The organism is Ktedonobacter sp. SOSP1-52, assembly GCF_016587395.1.
On the sequence record NZ_BNJH01000002.1, the window covers coordinates 1,441,697 to 1,460,179 of the forward strand.

The 18,483-nt window shown below is 56.9% G+C and carries 12 protein-coding genes and 1 pseudogene; 1 reads left to right on the forward strand and 12 read right to left on the reverse strand.

Annotated elements, in window-relative coordinates:
* Positions 1-48: 48 nt before the first annotated feature.
* From JMJ16_RS21680 to JMJ16_RS21695, 4 genes are read right to left on the reverse strand one after another with little or no spacing between them, the layout of a single operon-like run.
* Positions 49-2,454 (reverse strand): FAD-dependent oxidoreductase, encoded by a 2,406-nt coding sequence (locus tag JMJ16_RS21680; protein WP_201384931.1) that lies wholly within the window; start codon positions 2,452-2,454, stop codon positions 49-51.
* 27 nt (positions 2,455-2,481) lie between these two features.
* Positions 2,482-3,813: an NADH-quinone oxidoreductase subunit F gene (locus JMJ16_RS21685; protein WP_201383864.1), complete on the reverse strand. Its 1,332-nt coding sequence runs from the start codon at positions 3,811-3,813 to the stop codon at positions 2,482-2,484.
* The gene (locus tag JMJ16_RS21690) at positions 3,806-4,546 is read right to left on the reverse strand and encodes a hypothetical protein (RefSeq protein ID WP_201384933.1); all 741 of its coding nucleotides are present in this window, start codon (positions 4,544-4,546) and stop codon (positions 3,806-3,808) included. The genes JMJ16_RS21685 and JMJ16_RS21690 overlap by 8 nt, the downstream gene beginning before the upstream one ends.
* Before the next feature lie 3 nt (positions 4,547-4,549).
* A complete protein-coding gene (locus tag JMJ16_RS21695; protein WP_201372311.1) occupies positions 4,550-5,011 on the reverse strand; it encodes an NADH-quinone oxidoreductase subunit B family protein in 462 nt (153 codons plus the stop codon).
* 558 nt (positions 5,012-5,569) lie between these two features.
* Between JMJ16_RS21695 and leuB the strand changes: the two genes are divergently transcribed.
* Positions 5,570-6,709 carry a 3-isopropylmalate dehydrogenase gene (gene leuB / locus JMJ16_RS21700; RefSeq protein WP_201384935.1) on the forward strand — a complete coding sequence of 380 codons (1,140 nt, stop codon included), beginning with the start codon at positions 5,570-5,572 and terminating at the stop codon, positions 6,707-6,709.
* On the opposite strand, the gene JMJ16_RS21705 is transcribed toward leuB, so the two are convergent.
* From JMJ16_RS21705 to JMJ16_RS21740, 8 genes and pseudogenes are all read right to left on the reverse strand, one after another.
* A complete protein-coding gene (locus JMJ16_RS21705; protein WP_201384936.1) occupies positions 6,706-6,930 on the reverse strand; it encodes a hypothetical protein in 225 nt (74 codons plus the stop codon). The two genes, leuB and JMJ16_RS21705, sit on opposite strands and share 4 nt — an antisense overlap.
* Positions 6,931-7,145: 215 nt before the next feature.
* The gene (locus JMJ16_RS21710; RefSeq protein ID WP_201384938.1) at positions 7,146-11,834 is read right to left on the reverse strand and encodes a response regulator; all 4,689 of its coding nucleotides are present in this window, start codon (positions 11,832-11,834) and stop codon (positions 7,146-7,148) included.
* A 108-nt stretch (positions 11,835-11,942) separates the two neighbouring features.
* Positions 11,943-14,075, reverse strand: a complete 2,133-nt coding sequence (locus tag JMJ16_RS21715) for a methyl-accepting chemotaxis protein (protein WP_201384940.1) — start codon at positions 14,073-14,075, stop codon at positions 11,943-11,945.
* A gap of 55 nt (positions 14,076-14,130) precedes the next feature.
* Positions 14,131-14,724 (reverse strand): chemotaxis protein CheW, encoded by a 594-nt coding sequence (locus tag JMJ16_RS21720; RefSeq protein WP_201384942.1) that lies wholly within the window; start codon positions 14,722-14,724, stop codon positions 14,131-14,133.
* A 97-nt stretch (positions 14,725-14,821) separates the two neighbouring features.
* Positions 14,822-15,187: a response regulator transcription factor gene (locus JMJ16_RS21725; RefSeq protein ID WP_201369053.1), complete on the reverse strand. Its 366-nt coding sequence runs from the start codon at positions 15,185-15,187 to the stop codon at positions 14,822-14,824.
* 208 nt (positions 15,188-15,395) lie between these two features.
* Positions 15,396-15,764, reverse strand: a pseudogene (locus JMJ16_RS21730) (PleD family two-component system response regulator); the annotation flags it as partial.
* Positions 15,764-17,173, reverse strand: a complete 1,410-nt coding sequence (locus tag JMJ16_RS21735; protein WP_201383850.1) for a DUF4388 domain-containing protein — start codon at positions 17,171-17,173, stop codon at positions 15,764-15,766. The pseudogene JMJ16_RS21730 and the gene JMJ16_RS21735, both read right to left, overlap by 1 nt.
* 420 nt (positions 17,174-17,593) lie before the next feature.
* Positions 17,594-18,331 carry a response regulator transcription factor gene (locus JMJ16_RS21740; protein WP_201384945.1) on the reverse strand — a complete coding sequence of 246 codons (738 nt, stop codon included), beginning with the start codon at positions 18,329-18,331 and terminating at the stop codon, positions 17,594-17,596.
* Positions 18,332-18,483 lie beyond the last annotated feature (152 nt).

Genomic DNA, 18,483 nt, shown 5'->3' on the forward strand with positions numbered 1-18,483 from the left:
CCAAGGGGGAATCGGCCCTCTGGCGTCTTTGCGTCCTGAGAAACTCTCTTATTCGCGGATGCCGCGGGCGGGCAGCGGGCGAACCAGCGGGCTCATGACGGGCAGGCTCTTCTTACTGCGGGGCAGACGCTGGCGGACCAGGTAGCTGGGAGCCTGGGCCAGGTCTTGCTTCTCCAGGGTCACGTCCTCACCGAAGCGGTTGAAGAACGAGAGCTCGAAGTTAGGGGTCTCACCCAACGCACCGTGAGGGCAGACCTCGACGCAGTCGCCGCAGAAGATACAGCGGTCCAGCGCGAAGGAGTAGCGTGTCAGGTGGCGCTCGGCCATCATCAGCGAACCAGTTGGGCAGACCTGGACACAGGCGCCACAGGAGACGCAGTCGGTGTCATGCAGGCTGACATTGAACGGGGTCGAGACGATGGTATCAAAACCCTTACCAAACATACCGTAGCAGTCGGGGCCGATAACGTCGTGGCAGACGCGAACACACTGCGTACAGTTGATGCACTTGTTGGGATCGCGCAAGATGAAGCTGTGCGAGAGATCAGTCTCGTAGTCATGGTAGTCGGTCGGCTCACCGTCATGGAAACGGTTGTCGGCCAGGCCATGCTCGATACTGTAGCGCTGAAGGTCGCACTGGCCAGCAGCCGGACAGGCACACTGGAGACAGCGGGCAGCCTCGCGCTGGGCCTGCTCCTGCACATACCCAGACTCAATAATCTTGAAATTGCGCTTGCGCTCCTCATAGGGGAGCATCGGCATCTTGACCTTAGGCTCAACCGGCTTGTAGGGCACGATGTCGAAGAGGTCAGGCTTGCGCTCCTCCAGCTCCAGGCGGCGGGAGACCTCGTCCATGTCCTCACCCATCAGGAAGGCATGCATTGAGCGCGCACCCAGTTTGCCCTGAGCGATACACTCAATGACGGTCTTAGCGCCCATCTGACAGTCACCACCGGCGAAGACGCCGTGGCGATCCGTCATGAAGTTATGGGGGTTGGTCTGGATCGTGCTCCACTTGGTCCACTTCACACCCGACTTGGAGTCAAGCACGCGCTCATCAGGCTTCTGACCGATGGCCGGGACGACCGTGTTACAACCAACGATGAACTCGGAGCCGGGGACGGGAACCGGGCGGCGGCGGCCACTGGCGTCTGGTTCGCCCAGCTTGTTACGCTGGAACTCCACGCCCTTGACCTTGCCATTCTCGGTGATGATGCGCGTCTGGCTCACATAGAGCTGCAGATGCGTACCCTCGGCCTCACCATCCTCAACCTCCTCTTCAGTCGCGCCCATCTCACTACGACCGCGGCGGTACATGGTGTGGACCTTCGCGCCCAGGCGCAGCGAGGTACGGGTACAGTCGAAGGCGGTGAAACCACCACCGATGACGACGACCTCGTCGTTCTCCCGTACGGGAACGAACTTACCCTCGACCTTTTCACCCAGGAAGGCGATAGCGTTAACCACGCCCTCGGCATCCTCACCCTCGATCTTCAGCGGATTACTGGTCCAGGCACCGATCGCCAGGTAGATGGCGTCGTAGCCCAGGGCGAAGAGGTCATCTACCGTGAAGTCTTTGCCAAGCTCAACATTAAACTGGATCTCGGCACCCAGGTCGAGTACATGCTGTAGCTCGCGATCCATCATATCCTTCTGCAAGCGATATTCAGGAATGCCATAACGCAACATACCACCAGCCTGTGGCTGCTTGTCGAAGATCTTGACTTGGTGACCGCGCAGGGCCAGGTAGTAGGCACAGGCCATACCAGCCGGGCCAGCACCGATGACCGCGACCTTCTTGCCAGTGGCTGGATCCTTCTCGTAGGGCACGGGAGGATCAAGCAGGCAGGTCTCAGCAGCATGACCATGCATGCGGCAGATAGCGATCTCTTCCTCGACCAGCGCGCGGCGGCAGCCCTTCTGACAGGGAGCCGGGCAGACCAGGCCCAGGATATAGGGGAAAGGCAGCACCTCTTTAACCAGGCGTGCGGCCTCTTTCATCGAGCCCTGCGCGATCAGCTCCAGGTAGCCAGGGATATCGATGTGAGTTGGGCACTCGACCTGGCAGGGAGGCTGACAGTAGGCATTGTGGTCGGAGAGCATCATCTCCAGGTTGGTGCGGCGAATGTGGAAGAGCTCATCCGAGTTCGTCGTCACCGTCATGCCGGGCTGAGCAGGCGTGTTACATGAGGGCAGAGGCCGGTCGACGCCATCAATGTGCACCAGGCACATGCGGCAGGCCGAGGTTGGCTCTAGCTTCTCATCATTACACAGATTAGGGATATCTTCAATCCCATTATCAACCGCCACACTCAGGATGGTCTGGCCTTCGTAAGCCTGCATGACCTTGCCATCAATGGTCAGGGTAAAACTAGGATGGCCAACCTCGTTACGAACGAGAGGTGTCTGCTCCCGAGTGCTGACAGAAAAATTATCTCTAATTGTAATTGCCATGAATACTTATCCTCTTCGCATCGCTGACTACGGCAAAACGTGCTTCGTCACGAAACGATGAGAGCGCACTGGCGCGCATTTTCCGGTCGGACACTGCAACTCCTGCACATGCATGGTGAAGTGTTCCGGCCAGTAACGCTTCGCGGTCTTCAAGGGGTTGGTTGCCTGTACACCAAAGCCACAGAGTGAGCCATTGGGGACATACTGCGCAAACTCATCGAGCACATCCAGGTCGCCATTGACGCCCAGATCGCTTACGACACCCTCAAGAATTCCTGTAATGCGCTTCACACCCAGACGACAGGGAACGCACTTTCCACAAGACTCTTTGCTCAGATAGCGGCTCCGCTCCATTGCCCATGCCACCATGCAGGTGTCGACGGGCAGGACCTCAATCACGCCAGAGCCAACTATCGCACCGGCCTCTTCAATGGGATCGTAATCAAAGATCGTATCCAGTAGAGAAGGAGGCAGGGCTCCACCTTCGGCACCACCGACCACCACGCCACGGATATCATCGGCGCTCGCATTGATTCCGGCGCGCGTCAGGATATCGCGAATGGTGGTTCCAAAGGGAACCTCGATCACACGTGGCTCGCTCTCGGCACCCGCGCCATAGACCGTCAGGATCTTGCTGCCGCCAGTAATGCTCGTGCCGGTCTGGGCGAATGCGCCCGGGCCTTCACGCACAATTACGGGCACGTTAGCCAGCGTCTCCACACTATTGATCGCCGTTGGTTTATCCCACAGACCGTACTGGGCTGGGAAGGGTGGGCGCTGCTCAGGCATACCACGGCGTCCCTTGATGGCGGCGATTTGCACCGTCTCCTCGCCACCGATAAAGCCAAGGTCTACCGCGACCACTGAGATGGAGCAGCTAAAGTCGGTCCCCAGGATATCACGTCCAACCAGGTTGGCCTCGACCGCTTCCTGCAACGCGGTCTGCACCGTCTGAATGCCTTCTTTGTACAGGCTGCGCGTAAAGAGATACGCCTCAGACGCACCTACCGCGTAGGCTGCCAGGATGATGCCCTCGATGACCTGGTGTGGATTGTACTCCAGCAAGAGGCGGGCCGCTAGAGAGCGGCTATCGGCATCATAGGCATTACAAATAACATACTTCTGGTCGTCGTCGGTTGAACGCACGACGCGCCATTTCTCGCCGGTCAGGCGACCAGCACCACCACGACCACGCAGCTTGGCATCCGTCACCTGCTGGATAATCTGGTTGGGCGTGTTCTGGCGTAGCGCACTCTCGAGCGCGCTATAGCCGCCGGCACTACGATAGGCAGCAAGCCCGCGTACATCGCGGTCATCCTGCTGCCTCAAGAGACGATTTATGTTTTTCTTCTCAGGCATTTGGCTGCCTCACATGATGGATATTTCCCCACACACCACGCTTATCGGGCGCCCATCCTCGTTCTGGCTGATCGTCGCGCGTAATGCCTTTGACCGCGGGTGCGGGCTTAAACTTCGGACTCATGGTGGCGATACCGAACACGTCGCTCAGATCAACACCACGCGCCTGGACCACACGCTTGGCCGCCTGCAATGGAAGATAGCCATACATATCCATGATTGCATCTAGCAGGCCAGGGAGCGAGGCCGCGTCATAGGGCCACTGTTCGATCAAAGCGTCCACCTGACTCAGGTCGATCTGCGGCTCCAGTTCGTCTTTGACTGGGGTGGTCACGCAGGGGGCAACGGGCTTATTGAAGTAGTCTACGGCGTACTCGGAGATACGCGTCTTGTAGAATCCGGCTTTGGGCGAGCCGGAGGCGGTCCCCAGCTTACGCGGGGTGAACTTCTCAGCGCCATCGCGGATGTACGATTTATACCAGGGGCGTTCCCTCCACTCGTACATCGGCTCGTACTCAATGGTGATCGCGCGCGGAGGACAGGCCTTCTCACACAACAGGCAGGCTTCACACTTCAGGTTAAACTCTGTCTTGAGGCCCTCTTGCGCAATCAATTGGATCAAGCCACGGCTGCGGGGTGGCAGCTTCGGCTTCTCATATGGATAGAGACGCGTGACCTTTGGGCGAAACATATGACTAAAGGTCAGGCTCATCCCTTCAAGGATACCACGCATACGCTATACCTCAATCTCCTTCTCACCACGCACTTTGAGGCCCTGTTTCGCAATCTTCTCGCGCAGCTTCAGCAGGCCCTCGATCAGCGCTTCGGGGCGAGGAGGGCAACCAGGAATATACACATCAACTGGCACAATCGTGTCCACACCCTGAACGGTATAGTAGCTATCATAGAACTCACCGCCAGAGTTGGCACACTGTCCCAGGCTGATCACCCATTTCGGTTCAGGCATCTGCTCGTACAGCAAGCGCAGGCGGGGGCCCATTTTAATCGATACCGTACCCGCGACGACCATCAGGTCGGCCTGTCTTGGGCTGGAACGAAAGACCTCAGAACCGAAACGCGAGAGGTCATACTGGGGGGCAGAGGCAGAGGCGATCATCTCAATCGCACAACACGCCAGGCCATATCCCAACGGCCAGACAGACTTTGAGCGTGCCCAGTTTTGCGCCCATTGCAACATATCGGCCAGGCTCGTCAGCTGAACGGGTAACTCCTGGTCGCCAGGGGTATATTCATGGGGACCAGAGGCCATTGACAGTGGAATTGGCTTACGCCGCAGACCACCCTCAGGGCCGTTCCCATTGTCACTAAAATTGCTGCTCATAACGTATAGAACTCCTAATGCAAAGGCTTAGCAGCACCTATTGCTCGGTTTAGATTTGGCAGGGCAAGAGATAATTACGGGGGTTATCTTGTACAGTTTTGCTTGTTTGTACATTCCACCTTGCCCCCTATTATAGCACGTCCGGTCGAGCGGTGCCACAGCTTCGCGCTGCCTCTTTCCCCCTTTTGTACGCCCTTAACGCCTCTTCGCGCCTGCAGCACCCAGGGGTAAAGAGTGTGTCAGGCGGCGGTCGGGCTTAGCCCGACCGCCGCCTGACACACCTGACTCGGTGGGATACGACACGTGCGTTGGGCTATCATCCGCACCCCATGCATACCGGAATGCATACTTGTTACACGCAGGGGTCATGGGTTAAGATTACAGGTAACAACGAAAGCATAAAGGAGTTTTATTTTGGGAACGCAAGGAACTTACTCTATCGCAGTCCTGCCCGGTGACGGCATTGGTCCCGAAGTGACTGAGCAGGCTGTTCACGTTTTACAGGCTATCGCCCAGCAATATGGCCATAGCTTTCATTTCCAGTATGGCCTGGTAGGCCTGGCCGCCATTGAGGCCGAGGGCAAGGCCATCTCTGATGAAACTCTGGCCGTCTGCCAGGGTAGCGATGCCATTCTCTTTGGCGCGGTTGGTGGCGCTCAACCCGGCGCGGCGGTCAAACCCGAGGAGGCGCTCTTCCGCCTGCGCAAGGGACTTCAGTTCTTCGCCAACCTGCGCCCAGTCCGCCCCTCGCCCGCCATGCTCGATGCCTCATCCATTAAGCCCGAGATTCTCCAGGGCGTTGATCTGATCGTGGTTCGCGAGCTGACCGGGGGCCTCTACTATGGGCACCTGGAGCCAGGCGTTCCTGGCAAGCCCAGCGAGATCCGCGAGACCCCCCAGGGCTACGAGGCCATTGATACCCTGCTTTACACCGAGGCCGAGATCGAACGCATTGTGCGCGTGGCCTTTGACCTGGCGCGCGAGCGGCGCAAGAAGGTCACCTCGGTCGATAAGGCCAACGTTCTCAGCTCGTCTGTCCTCTGGCGGCGCGTGGCTGAGCGGGTGAGCAAGGACTACCCGGACGTCGCCTTTGAGCACCTGCTGGTCGACGCCTGCGCCATGCACCTGATTCGCCGGCCCGCCAGCTTCGACGTGATCGTGACCGAGAACCTCTTTGGCGATATCCTGACGGATGAGGCCTCCATGCTCGCCGGGTCAATGGGTATGCTCCCCTCTGCCAGCCTGGGCACACGCCGGACTGAGCACGGCATCTTTGGCCTCTATGAGCCTATTCACGGCTCCGCGCCTGATATCGCGGGCCAGAACAAGGCCAACCCGATCGCGGCCATCCTCACGGCGGCCATGTTGCTACGCCATTCACTGGGACTAAAAGAAGAAGCCGCGACCATTGAGGCCGCGGTGGAGCAGTGCATTCAGGCGGGGTATCGTACGGAGGATCTACGCGAAGAAGGTAAAGAGATCCTGGGTACGAAAGAGATGGGCCAGCGCATCGCTGAAAAGGTGGTCGCTCTGGCTGGCAGCCATACTGTTTAACCCATCATGGGTTTAGGACAGGGACCCAGGAGATGCAGTTTCTGCTGCGCCTGGGAGACCTGCTGCGCGACCTCGTCCGCCTGGGACGGCGTCGCGCTCTCTGTGTTCGCGCTCGCTTTCTTGCTGGTGTCGGGCGTCAGCTTTGCTTCTAGCGCTGAGATCTCACTCAGCAGCATCTGGCGCTCAACATACCAACGAGTGACGGATCGTTCGACCCCCATCGTAACACTCCTCTCGAACATTGCTTTATCACTTGGAGCGCATACCTCCCGGTAGGGACCAGCTTTAGCGCGTCCGAACGCCATGTATGGCAGTTCGGCGCAAGCCAAAGCCTCTTGTGAGCAACAGGCAATCCCTAACGCGACATACAGCCACAGAGTGTTTTAGGCTGCGCCTACAGGTGATTAATCGCCTTCGGACGCGCTAAAGCTGGTCCCTACCTGACGGGCGCGCCGTAGACCAGCGTATTGAGCGTATTCAACAAATCTTCGTCCTGGTATGGCTTGATCACGTAGGCGCTCGCACCAAGCTGCATCGCACGCTGCTGGTGTTTTGTGGCGGCGCGGGAGGTCAGCACCACCAGTGGTAGCGTGCGGTATTGCTCCTGCGCGCGTACCGTCGCGATCAACTCATACCCATCCATGCGGGGCATCTCGATATCCAGCAGGACCGCAGCCGGTGTCTCCTGGGAGATCATCTCCAAAGCTTCGACGCCATCGCGGGCCACCTGTATTTCCCAGTTATGCTGCTTCAACATGTTACCGACGACGCGGCGCACGCTGGGACTATCATCCACGACCAGGATATGCTTGCCACGTTCAGCCGACGCGCTACTCACCGGACCAACTGGTTGCATCATCGATGTCGTGGCACGTCCCGGCTTCGGCAGATCGACACTCTGACGTACCGTTGCCGCCATAGCCTGGGGCTGTTGCGCGGCAGTCTGCCTGCTGGTAACAGGCGATGGGTTCGCCGTCCTGACGCGGGCGGTGAACAGGTTGTTCATTTCCAGGATCAGCACGACCTGGCCGTTACCAAGGACTGTCGCGCCCGCGATACCATGAACCTGGCGCAGGTGCGGCCCCAGGTTCTTCATCACGATATCGTAGCGTCCCTTGATCTCGTCGACAATCAAGGCCATGCGATGACCGCCAGCATTGACGATCAGCAACTGTGCGCGATCATCAATCGAGCTGGCTGGCAGCGAGAGATACTGCGAGAGCAGATGCAACGGATAAAGCTCGTTGCGGATCAAGACGGCTGGCTGATTGCCAAGCATGGAGCGCTTAAAGCTATCCAGGCGTCCAATCGACTCCACCACCAGGGTCGGAATCGCGAACTGCTGGTTCGCCACGCGCACCATCATCGCGTTCTGAATGGCCAGGCTGGTCGGGAACTTCATGGTAAAGGCTGTGCCCTGTCCCGGCGCCGACTCAACCTCCAGCGTTCCCCGCAGGCGTGACACACTATCGCGTACCACGTCAAGGCCAACGCCACGACCGCTCTCCTCGCTCAGGACCTGGGCCGTTGAGAAGCCGGGACGGAAGATCAGGTCAATGACATCACCCTCACTCAGAGGCTGGCCAGGGCGGATCAGGCCGCGCTCAATCGCCGTCTGGCGAATGATGTCTGGATCAAGACCCTTACCATCATCGCGCACCGTAATCACAACCTGGTTACCCTCGTAGCCCGCGGAGAGCTTGATCATACCCGTGGGGGCTTTGCCTTTCTGCTGGCGTACCTCCGGGCGATCCAGGGCATGGTTGACGGCGTTACGCATCAGGTGCAGCAGGGGACCAGAGATCTCTTCGAACACTGTACGATCTACCTCGGTCTCCTCGCCTTCGAGCAGGAACTGGAAATCTTTCCCCTGTTTGAGGGCGACCGCGCGCGCCGCTCTATAGAGGCGCGGGGCCATCGTCGCCAAAGGGACCAGGCGCACCTTCATCAGCCTATCCTGGAAGGTTGTGCTCAGGCGATTCTCACGCGCGAAGACGTTTTCACACTCACGAATGACGCCCTCCATCTCCGTGCTCAGCGTTGACATATCGGAGATGCCTTCGCTCAGACCGCGTGTGAGCTGATGGAACTCGGTGTAGCGGTCCAGCTCCAGTTCGTCGAACTCTGCCAGGTGCGAAGGCACACGCTGCATGCCGTTATTCACCAGCACCAGGCCCTGCTCACCCTCGCTGTTGGAAACCTCAAGTTTACGACCGCTAGGCAGAGTTGCAGCCTCAAAGCGCGACTCCAGTTTCTGGCCGACATCTTGCAGGCGATTGCTACTGACACCTACGTCCGCGACCAGGCGCATCAGACGCTGAATGCGCTCTTCCAGCACGCTACGGTTGACCAGCAGCTCGCCGAAGAGATTGACCAGTTCATCCAGTTTTTGCAGGCGTACACGCACGTTCAGGTCGCTACGCGCCGTACGTGTCGAGCCAAGCTCGCCAGTGATGGGCTCTTCCTCGCCCACCACGCTGGAGGAGAAGGCGACATCGCTCGCCGGCTGATCCTCGTACTCGCTCAGATCTTCCTCTATAGCCGTCGAAGGGGTGTGTCCACCCAGAAGCTCGGAGTAACGCGCCCGTAGTGACTGCGCTCGCGTCTCATCAGAGCTAAGCGATGCATCCAGGTGGGAGACCATGCTATCCAGCGTCTCGGCGGTATCCAGGATCACGCTAACCACGTTCGACGTGATCTGTGTGGTCCCCTCCATAATGCTATCCAGTAGATCCTCAGAGGCATGTGAGAGATCGGCAATGGCGCGGAAGCCCATCATGCCGGCCGCGCCCTTAAGCGTATGCATGGCACGGCGAATACCCTGGATCAATTCGCTGTTATTGGGATCATTCTCCAGGGCTGCCACGTGGACACTGATACTCTGGAGATGCTCTTCAGCCTCCATGCGGAAGATCTCCGCTGCCTCATCGGCGAACTCAGCTCCAAAGGACTGAGCTGGCGCGGGCGCTGGAGGAGCAGGCTTGGGTGCGGGGGCCGAGCGCGAGGGCTGCGGCTGTGGTGGCACCGTAGGCTGGGACCTTGAGGGCATCGTGACCTCGCCTCCCAGCGATTGACGTGCCCGATCCTGAAAGTTTGCCGGAGACGAGGCCTGAGCCTCGCGGGCGGCAGCTTCAGGGGCGCCACCCAGGGCGGATGGTTCCATGGTTGAAATCTGGCTCAGGAACTCCTGGCGCACCTGGATCTCGATCTCGTTGCGTAGGCGATGCTCAAGGTCCGGAATGGACTCGTTTGCTCGCGGGAACGCGTTCGCCTGAGAGCCACTCACGGAAGGCTGGGGCGCCTTGCTCTCATACTCGCGACGCATCTCCTCGCGGATCTCGTGTTCAAGCTCCTCACGCACCTGGGCCGCGATCTCAGCTCGCAAGGCTTGCATATCGCCCTGGCGCTCGAAGACAACGCGCTCGCGTACCGTCTCCGGCTGAGCATTGTTCTGCATCTCCCAGGGGGTCCAGCCGGCATCTTGCTTGAAGACTGGCGCGTTCTGGGCCTGCTGGAAGCGCACCTGCAACTGCTGGAAGGCCAACCCACAGGACTCTATCGAGGCTTGCAGTTGTGAAATGGTACCCTGAACCTGCTCATCGGTGGTCTCAACACCACCCGAGATATGTTTCAGACGCTCCAGCACCTTCTTCAGCTTGCTATTAGAGACCCACATTACCGACAGTGGGAGATAGCGCCGCACCTGCTCAGGACTATTGCGCAGGTTTAGACCCATGGCGCGCCCGGCCCAATCCTCCATGCGATCAAGCGCATCCTTAGAGCCATCCAGGAAGCCACGGAACTCCTTGCGCTGCTCCTCGATAATCTCAATGGAGTCGCGTAGCTGGGCGATGACCTCCTGTAGCGAAGCAACCTGGGAAAGGAGATTCTGTGCCTCGCGTTGCGCTTGCTCATAGCTCTGTGGCAGCGAACCAGCGTGAGCCAGGGACAGGGAAGCAGGCTGCGGTATCTGTGATTCAGGAACGAAAGGCGGGTATTGCTGAGTATATTGTGGTTCAAGCTGCGCGGGCGCCGGCTCAGGCGTGGGTGATGCATAATGGATGGGCAACTCTTCAGCCTGGAACGTTGGCGTGGCCGAGTTGGCGGGCGTCGACTGCTCTGGTACCAGGGGCCACTGCTCAACCTCGATCTGCGCAAAGTTTGCCAGATCCGAGAGATTGGGCTGTACCACATCCTCATTGCTTGCCACACCACTCATGCCTGACTGCCACGAAGTGTAAGCCTCTGGCGCGCCTGGCGTCTCCTCCTCTACGGGCTGAGATCGTTGTGACTCTTCATAGGAGGGGGGAGGAACCGCGAAGGGTGTCTGCGGCGGTATAGGCGGCATTGAACGCATCGAGGCCATCAGCTCTTCCAGAGCACTGGATGAAGAAGACGACGACGAGGTAGGCTGCCCCTGCGCTGGGGGTGTAAAGAGCGGGGCAGGCGGTTGAGGAGCCGGAGCAGGCTCTACAGGTTGTGCGGGCGAGGAGAACGCCTCTGGCCACGCAAGATCATCATTGGACGAAGTACTGGGAGTGCGGAATGACTCCAACACTTCATCAAAAGATGGCATGGGGGCCGCACTTGGAGTTGTCGGCGGCACAGGAATACCAAACGCTTGGTATCCCGGATCGTAGCTCTGGGATGTCGTCGTAAACGGCGCCATCTCCTCTAGCGAGAACTTATGAGCGCCCGTCGCCTGTGGTGTGGGAACCTCGCTTGAGGCATCCACCATGGCTCGATAGCGCGCATAGTCCGCATCATCCTCCGCAATAATCGCATCCTCATCAATCCCGTTACGGATACCCTCTAAGAGTTGATGCAACCGACCTAACGAACGATGCAGTAGACCTAGCGTAGGCTCATCGAGTGTCGTTAAACCATCTAAAGCATCACCTAAGATATCTTCCATTCCATGAGCGACATGAGCCAGACCCGGGAAGTCCATCATGGAAGCGGAGCCACCGATTGTGTGCGTTCGCCGGTATGTTTCTTCAAGGGCATCCATGTCGTTTGGTGAAAGGGCCAGTTTCTCCAGGTTCTTCTCGATTTCTGGCAGATAGCTATTCACCTCTTCGATAAACGAATCAAGGACGGATAGTTTATCAAATGTATTCGACATGTTGCGCTTACCCACTTAACTATCGCAGCGTTAGGTGAACTCCCCATGAGGAGAGGCCACCTAACACTGATCTGCTATATATTGCTTTTCACTACAAGCACGTAGCCGTTATCGCTGGAAGGGCGGTTGATCCTGACCGAAGTGATACTGGTCGGGATTCTGCTCGCTTGATGACCAGCGCGGCTGTTGTGGCTGCCGCTGTTGCCCATTAGGCTGGTCTTGCGGATAGCCGGGTAGTGAGGCAGGACCCTGGAAACCAGGCTGAGAGAAGGACCCGGGAGGGGTATTGGGTGGCATTGGGAAGGCACCCGAATTCGGGGCGCCAATGCCTGGCAGTGAGGTCTGAGGACGCCCAAAGCCATTATTCAATCCTCCTGAGTTCTCCATACCACCACCGAAGTCGCCAAAGCCTTGCTGTCCGTTAAAACCCTGCTGTCCGTTAAAACCTTGCTGACTATTATAGCCTTGCTGTCCGTTAAAACCCTGCTGTCCGTTAAAACCTTGCTGACTATTATAGCCTTGCTGTCCGTTAAAACCCTGCTGTCCGTTAAAACCTTGCTGACTATTATTATAGCCGCCGAACTGGTCGGGCTGACCAAAGCCACCCATAGGATCGCCGAAGTCAGGCTGACTATTAAAGCCGTTGGCACCGGGGCGCGAGCCCAGCGCAATCAGTGAGTCGTTGTCCGGCTCAGGCAGAGGCGGGAAGGCATTAGGGAAGCCCTGGTTATCGCCCCAACCCATATCGCCACCAGGACCAGGGAGGCCGGGCACACCGAAGCCATCGTTGCCCGAGGGCAATTCAGCGAGCGAAGACATGCTGGGGAAGGAACCACCCGCGGCCTCATTGGCGTGCTCAGGCAAGCGGAAGGTTGACACCGATGCGCGCAGTTGTTCCGCCAGTTCCGCCAGGTAGCTCACGCTGACCGCGGCCTCCTGGGTACCGGCGTCCGTCTGACGCGTGATTTCAGAGATGCGACCCATGGCCACCGCCACCGCCTCAGAGACAGTTGTCTGCTCGTTCGCGGCGTGGGCGATGTTCTCAATCATCTGCGCCTGGCGCTCAACGTCAGCGTAGATAGAGTTCAATGAACGTTCGACATTATCCGCAAGCTGTGAGCCTTTGACAACCTCTTGTGTGCTGTCTTCCATAGCGACAACCGCTTCGTAGGTATCGCCCTGAATACTCTTGACCAGAGTCGCGATACGCTTGGTTGACTCGGTCGAACGCTCAGCCAGGAGGCGGATCTCATCGGCAACGACCGCGAAACCGCGACCATGCTCACCAGCCATCGCAGACTGAATAGCGGCGTTCAGCGCCAGCAAGTTTGTCTGATCAGCGATATCTTCGATGATACGCACAATTTCGCCGATCTCGTTGGAGCGCTCACCCAGGCGTTTAATTTTCTTCGCGGTATCCTGCACGTTCTCACGAATGAGCATCATACCTTCAATCGTCTGACGCACGGCCTGTTGGCCGGCTGTAGCGTTACGCAGCGCCTGCTGCGATACCTCCACGCTCTGCTGAGCGTTTTTGGCGACGTTTTGAATGAAGACGGCCAGGGCCTCAACGGCCTCGGTTGTCTGCGAGATCTGCGCCTCCTGGGCCTCGGAGGCCTGGGTCAGTTCATTGGAGCGATCCAGAATACGGCGGGTCGCATTCGTGACCTGCACCGCCGTTGACTGCACACGTCCGACGACCTTCGCAAGCTCTTCGATCATATAGTTAAATGAGTCCGCCAACACCCCCAGTGTATCTGGAGTTACCTCAGCTTGTACGCGAAGATCACCATCACCAACTGCGCTTACCTCTTGCAGCAGCTTCTCAATCTGTGCCTGTAGGGCCGCAGCATCGCTACCGGCGCTTCCCAGGCTGGCATTGCCGCCCATGCCGGGCTGCTCAAGCAAGGAATTAATGGACATCGCCAGGACAGCAAAGTCGTCATCCCCGCTGACCGCCACGCGCGCGCTGCGATCTCCATTCGCATATTCGCGACAGACTTCTACTAGGGATTGCACACGATCTTTAATACGTCTCTGCATTAAATAATTAATAACGCCGATAGTGAGCAACACAACAATGGCAACCCCAATGATCCAGCCAAACAGAGAGCCGCCGTTTGTTTGTTGTAGAGATACTATGATTAAGACCACGAAGGCCAGCAACGTGACAAGCAGTGAACTGACTATACTCCACTGCATGATACCGTCGACAGACCCCTTGTTGCGATCAGGATTCATCCGCCAGACCTCCTAGAAATTTACGATCGACCTCAAGCTGGACACCATGGACCCGTTAGCCTATGGCTTCATAGCGCTGCATTTTTTCGGAGAAGAGTAGGCGTGCCACATCCAGTAAAACCAGCACGCGATTCGACAACAACGCACACCCAGCAGCATAGGGGGCTGCCCAATGGGGAAGAGTAGCCTGGCGCATATTTCCATTGAGAATAGCCGTATCAGGGATGGGAAGCATCTCGCTCACACTATCAACAATGAAACTAATTACCATGTCATTTTCCTGCAACGACAACAGACGCGTGCGGGCGGTAGGCGATGATACCCCTAGCTCGAGAAACTGGCGTAAATCAACTACAGAAATAATTGAGCCACGCAAGTTCATCACGCCCTTTACCCACACCGCGACATTGGGCACAGGAGTAAGTTCGCCGAGGCGCTCCACACCTTGTACCTGACCAGCCTTCACAGCGAACTCAAAGTTCTCGATAGAGAAGACCAGATATTGCTCACCAACAACCGTAGGGGCGCTTTCCGTTCCGGGCATACCAGTTGCGGCCTGCATGGAGGTCGCTGAAACCATGCGCTCACGTAATTGTTGAATGGCAGCAAGCCTATCGCGTTGTAACAAATTTTGCTTATCGCTGGACACTAAACCACTCCCCGTGTGACAAAAAGCACAGAGTAGCGCTCATGTCATCTTTTCGTTTCAAGCTCTTCCGATTTTGCTCTTCTCAATGCACCCGTCTCTAGACGAGACGGCGCACGCTCGCAACCAGCTCTTCTTCCTTGAATGGTTTCGTGAGGTACATATCTGCGCCTTGCCGCAAGCCCCACGACCGATCTAACGGCGTATTCTTGCTCGTTAGCAGGATGATCGGAATGTGTCGGCTTACCTCCATACTTTTGAGCTTTCGGCAAACCTGGAACCCATTCTGCTTTGGGAGCACTACATCCAGAACGATGCATTGCGGGCGCTCTTTGAATACCTTCTCGAAGGCCTCGTCACCATCTACCGCCGTCACTACTTCAAAGCCGCTATTGCGCAATGGTGCCACAATCATCGTCAACTCTGTCCAACTATCATCCACAACGAGTACTTTCTGCCCAGGCATCCTATTATAACCTTTCCTAAACATACCATACCAGTGTGATGGGAGTTTAAGGCTATAATACCGTGTTTGCCTTTACCTGATGAGTTCAAGATGAGCAAAGATCGGTAAAACTAAACACAGATATCTACTGGTATTATCAGCCTCGACGGTATCTCGTGCGTGGGCGCATCTGCTCCTGGCGGGCGGGCATACGTTCCTCCCAGTTCACCAGGTGCTTTTTAACTGTCTGCACCAGTTCGGCGGAGTCGAAAGGCTTGGTCAGGTATTCAGTCGAACCTGCCAGGCGGCCTCGCATTTTGTCGAACAAACCGTCTTTCCCACTGAGCATAATAATTGGAATTTGGCGAAACTGCAAGCTTTTACGTATAATCTGGCAAATATGGTACCCATCCATACGAGGAAGCTGGATATCGAGCAGAATTACGGCTGGCATCTCGTCTGCAACCGAGGTCAGAGCACTCAGGCCATCACTCGCGGTAATCACGCGAATGTTCTCCCTCTGCAATGTCATCTGCACAATCTTGCGCACTGTTGGACTGTCATCCACCACCAGTACTGTAGGTTGATCCGCTGCCATCAAATGGTCCTCCTTTGCGTTTCTGGTGACCAGAACTCTCCCTCGTTCTGCGCCACACGGTTATCCTGGATAATACCAAACGGAGCACCCGGCTGCATCTGCTGTACCTGCTGGCCCCTGGTCCGTTGAACATTCTTTTGCGCGCGATAGAACTGGTACTTTTGGATTTCGGCGTCGATCTCGGAGAGAAGGACACGCCAGGCCATGGCGATCTGCCGTCCCATATGGGAGTTGCCTACCTCATCTTTGACCAGCGCATCAAAGACCATGCGCAGGAAGGCTGAGAGGCCCAGGACCGCCTCGCCATAAAACTCTTCCAGTTGCTCGCCCTTGACGACTTTATTGAGGGTAAGTATATCACTACAATCAAGTTGTCCACTGACGAAGGTCGCGGTCTCAAGGATGGGGAACTGGCGCCTGGCCAGATCATGGAGCTGTGGCACAAAGCGGCGCTCGATAAAGCGCATGATCTCGACCTGTTGCAACTGTCCTCGCCCACGCAGGCTACGCGCGAAGCTGCCATGATGCACAAATAATTCGTTCACGCAGTCACAGAGCGCTTTAATGAGGCTTAACAGGAGCTGTTCGACGTTCGTTACCTCGCGGTAACGCTGGAGCGTTGTCTGGCAGCGAATAATGATGTTCGAGAGGTCGCGTTGGAGGTCGTTTTCCAGGGCTGTGTCGACGACTTCGATCAGGTGCAGTTCCAGGAGCTGCATCATACTCTGCACCACCCTGGCCTCTGGCATCATCTCGACAAAAGCAATGGCCTGTAAAGGAATTTCTCCATTGCAGAGACAGAGAATCTCAATCGACTCCTGGCCCAGGCCCAGGCTGCGCAGGTCACGCTTGACCTCGGGCGACCAGCGAGCAACCGTGGTACGGGTAAGTTGAGTCACACTCTCAGAGACAATCGTCTCCCACTCATCGGCCTGGCGTAGTGCCTCCAGTAAGATGGAATCGACATCCAGAGGCTGCATGGCTGTATCCATTGGCAGAAGTTGACGATGAAACGAGAAGCGCCCATTGACCCAGCGCATCGCGTGACTAATCGACTGCGTCACGGCAAATTCCAGTCGACGCTGCATCTCGCTGGCGGGCATCCATCCACGCTCGACGAGCAGTTGCAACGACATTTGCACATTGCCACGAGCTATCTCATGTACTGCCTGGGCGCGAGGAGGATCAAGTTTATTGATCAGGCAAAGCATGCCTAGTAGATCTGGTTGTGGTACCCCTTCCTCGTGTAGCCCGACGATCTTTCCCTTTCGCAGGCTGATCGAGAGCGTATCCGAGCCAGATGATACGAATAACTTGCCCGTCTTTTCACTCAGCGCAAGCATTTTGAGTATGGATTGGAGTCCTAGCGTTTGCAGGTCTCCGTCCATGATGCGGTCTTGCTGCTCCATGTGTCCCTAGTTTCCTTTGCCGACTAGCTTGTAAGGCCCCATTCTTGATCCTTACAAGCAGTTGCGTCTGTAATTGTTGCGTTTTGCAATAGCATTCAATAATAGATTATTAGCGTCTTTTTGTCTTTTTGTATAATGCATCAGATCTGGAGCCTGATGCGTCAGGTCTGGAGCTTCATTACTCCCACCTTCCCCTGCATCCCCGGTACGCCTTCAAGCCGAAAGCCTGGCCTTACATATCCCTGTTGATCGAGGTACGCTCCCTGTGCGTTGGTCAAGGCACTGTAACACATTATCCGCTTTCGGCCAACTCTCCCCTTTATATCATTCCCAATACCCTACAGTGTATACTAAACGCGCTCAGCTTGCTACAGGTTTTTGGGCCGAAATCGTTAAGATTGCATTAAGGATTTTAACCGCTTAGGCGTTGCGGACCTCGACCTGCCCCCGAAAGACATAGCCAATCCCAGGCTCGGTAATAATGTAGCGCGGATGAGAGGGCTTCGCCTCTACTTTTAAGCGCAACTGCCGTACATAGACGCGCAGGTAATCGGCTTCTTCGCCATATTCAGGTCCCCAGACTGCGCGCAGAAGCGCACGATGCGTCAAGACCTTACCCGCACAGAGCATCAATTGTTTCAAGAGTTCAAACTCGGTCGGAGTTAGACGAACTTCGTTGTTGCCAGCCTTCACCAGGCGCCGTGCCAGGTCCATGTAGAGATAGCCATCCTCGCTGATGAGCAACTCAGGCACCTGCTGCGTCTTCTCGCCTTCATCCGATTGCGAGCGACGCAAGCAGGCTCGTACACGCGCCATTAACTCTTCGCTACCAAAGGGCTTGGTCAGGTAATCATCGGCTCCCAGGTCGAGCGCCCGCACCTTTTGCCGCTCTTCGCTCATCGCGGAGAGGACAATAATGGGTGGCTTCTGCCCGCGATGACGGACCTCGACACATACGTCCAGGCCATCTAACTCGCCAGGCATACACAAGTCGAGAAGAATAAGGTCCGGCTGGTGCAGTTTGACCATCTCAAGCGCCTCTCGCCCGTCTCCAGCCACGAATACATCATACCCACCGGCCAGCAAGTTCTTCCGAAGCACCCTTTGTATAGGCTCTTCGTCATCTACAACGAGTATGCGCTTCCCTTTCGCTCTCATGTTGCCTCTCCCTGAGATACTTTTTAGTGGCCTGTTTCCTAAATGGCTTGTAGGGTCCCTGCTGGCATGGACTCTTAGGCCCGCCCTGCCACCAGGGACAAGTCGCTTCGCTCGGAGTCCAAGCAAGCTTGGCCCCTACGAACGGCTGTTAT

Excerpts from the sequence above, each read along its gene's own strand:
- JMJ16_RS21740 (WP_201384945.1), bottom strand. The coding sequence starts at position 18,331 with ATGAGAGCGAAAGGGAAGCGCATACTCGTTGTAGATGACGAAGAGCCT.
- JMJ16_RS21705 (WP_201384936.1), bottom strand. The coding sequence starts at position 6,930 with ATGGGGGTCGAACGATCCGTCACTCGTTGGTATGTTGAGCGCCAGATG.
- JMJ16_RS21710 (WP_201384938.1), bottom strand. The coding sequence starts at position 11,834 with ATGTCGAATACATTTGATAAACTATCCGTCCTTGATTCGTTTATCGAA.
- JMJ16_RS21725 (WP_201369053.1), bottom strand. The coding sequence starts at position 15,187 with ATGCCTGGGCAGAAAGTACTCGTTGTGGATGATAGTTGGACAGAGTTG.
- JMJ16_RS21715 (WP_201384940.1), bottom strand. The coding sequence starts at position 14,075 with ATGAATCCTGATCGCAACAAGGGGTCTGTCGACGGTATCATGCAGTGG.
- JMJ16_RS21685 (WP_201383864.1), bottom strand. The coding sequence starts at position 3,813 with ATGCCTGAGAAGAAAAACATAAATCGTCTCTTGAGGCAGCAGGATGAC.
- JMJ16_RS21735 (WP_201383850.1), bottom strand. The coding sequence starts at position 17,173 with ATGGAGCAGCAAGACCGCATCATGGACGGAGACCTGCAAACGCTAGGA.
- JMJ16_RS21695 (WP_201372311.1), bottom strand. The coding sequence starts at position 5,011 with ATGTTGCAATGGGCGCAAAACTGGGCACGCTCAAAGTCTGTCTGGCCG.
- JMJ16_RS21690 (WP_201384933.1), bottom strand. The coding sequence starts at position 4,546 with ATGCGTGGTATCCTTGAAGGGATGAGCCTGACCTTTAGTCATATGTTT.
- JMJ16_RS21680 (WP_201384931.1), bottom strand. The coding sequence starts at position 2,454 with ATGGCAATTACAATTAGAGATAATTTTTCTGTCAGCACTCGGGAGCAG.